The sequence below is a fragment of the Nonomuraea sp. NPDC051941 genome (genome assembly GCF_044593615.1).
In genome coordinates, this window is sequence record NZ_JBIUCF010000141.1 from 1 (window position 1) to 1,885 (window position 1,885).

General features: G+C 67.4%; 1 protein-coding gene and 1 pseudogene. One reads left to right on the forward strand and one right to left on the reverse strand.

Annotated elements, in window-relative coordinates; genetic code table 11:
* Nucleotides 1–612: 612 nt before the first annotated feature.
* Nucleotides 613–1,078 (reverse strand): annotated as a pseudogene (locus tag ACIHFD_RS67830) (TniB family NTP-binding protein); the annotation flags it as partial.
* A 452-nt stretch (nt 1,079–1,530) separates the two neighbouring features.
* Between ACIHFD_RS67830 and ACIHFD_RS67835 the strand changes: the two are divergent.
* The gene (locus ACIHFD_RS67835) at nt 1,531–1,770 is read left to right on the forward strand and encodes a hypothetical protein (protein ID WP_397375963.1); all 240 of its coding nucleotides are present in this window, start codon (nt 1,531–1,533) and stop codon (nt 1,768–1,770) included.
* Nucleotides 1,771–1,885: the final 115 nt, after the last annotated feature.

Consider the following 1,885-nt stretch of genomic DNA (forward strand, 5'->3'; position numbering starts at 1 on the left):
CAGCCCGTCCAAGGCCGGCCACCTGTGCAAGGCCATCGCTGTCCTTCAAAATCATCGCGTTGCCCAGGCCGCATGAGGCTGAAATAGGTTCACTGATTGATCTGAGGCGCTGCCCCCGTGCTTCGCGATGTAATCCTGCACGATCTCGATCGTGGCCCTGGCGAGGCCGCTCGATCATGGGGCCTTTCTGAGGTGGAAGTCCGGATCGGGCGGGGGTAGCAGCTCGGGCGGGTCGGTCGGTTCGGGCTCGATCCGGACCCGTAGACGACCATCGTCGTTGCGTGGTCGAGGTGGGCCAGCAGCTCGAACGATCCTGCGATGTAGCCGCGGGCAATGATGCCCGCCAGCGCGGTGTCGCCTGTGGCTTCGGCGACCCGGGCCATCCATCCGGATGCGCTCCGGGGCAGCGGGGTGGTGAAGGCGTAGCCGCCGTAATCGGCCACAAGTTCGGCGAGCGTCGGGACCGGTCGATCAGTCGGCCGGCACGAAGCGATATGCGGGTGAGTCTCCGGCGAGTACACCTCCGCGTAGGCAGTCACCCTCATGCTCGGCGCCCTGGGGTGAGGCTCACGCCGAGGATGGTGACGGGCTCGTTGTCGTCCATGGGGGTCCTCCGATGGTCGTTGAACTGTCAGTGAGCGCGGCGTGGTGGGGTGAGGATGCCGGTGATCTCGGCGACGACCTCGCCGCCGGGCCGTGTGTAGCGCATGGCGGTGCGCGGGTTCTTGTGACGGGGTCGGGCTGCCAGCGCGGTAGCACGAACGGGGCGAAGCGGTTCTCCAGCTGGTCGTCGGAGCGGATTGCTAGGTAGGCGTCCCGGGTGCCGACGCCGACCAGTGGGATCTTCAGTTCGTTGCCCAGGAACCGCAGCAGGTTGAGGAACTCGCGGCGCGCCGAGCGCGGTCAGCAGCGCGGTGTAGAAGCGGGCCACGTGCGGGTCGGACGGCATCTGCACCATCAGCACCGGGATCTCCTCCCGGTCCGGGTGCGAGGTCGGCGGGTGCAAGCGGCGGAACTTCTCCACGATCATCGACTTGCCGTTGTTGGTCGGCCCGATGACCAGCAGGTTCGGCATCCGCGACCACCACGGACGGCTGGCATGACGACACCGGCTGGGGATCGGTGCCACGGGGTTGCAACACAGGCACTCTGCGTACTTGGGCGGTAACTGATATGAAGGACTCGCGGGCCAAGCGCGGAGGAGGGGGCTGGCCCGCAGCGGGCTGTCTGGCGTGCGGCGCGGCCTCTCGCCAGACAGTCTCCATACACAGCCATCCGGCCGAAGGGCTGCAAACCGCACCGAAGCGCGCCCCAAAGGTCAAAACCTCGCAAGTATCTGCCCTGACCCGGCTCGGCATGCTGCGCCTCGGTCATCGCGACCCGCACCATGACATTGCGGTCTTCCCGAAGTCGACGCAGGCGCGAGACCGCCCCGGCAGAACACTGCTACTCACCGTGCCGGGACCTCAGCCTATGACTGAGGCATGGGACAGCCGGGGGCGGCAACCTGGGGGAGGCCGTCCCCGGCATGTGAGCTCGTTGGACGGGCTCGCGGTCAGCGGCTGGGAAGTGCCGGTCCATGATGTCGGCCCACTTCGGCAGGATGACGAAACCGCCGTTGCCGTAAAACTGGCCGGTATGAAGGGCGACCAGCTCGGCGAGCGCCGTGGCGAACGGGCGGGCGGCCTGCTCGGCGGGCAGCGCCTGCAGGGCGGCCTGGAAACGGGCGTGCGCGTCCGGGAACAGTTGCTGTGCCGCGCCTCCTCCTAGCACGACCGCTCGGCGCCCTCCTAAGAAATAACCCCTGAGTTCCCAGTCGTCTCTACCGTCCCGGTTGCCGCTGTTGTGGCCTGGGAGCTGGGACTTTCTGCCTTCCGCAGTTCGA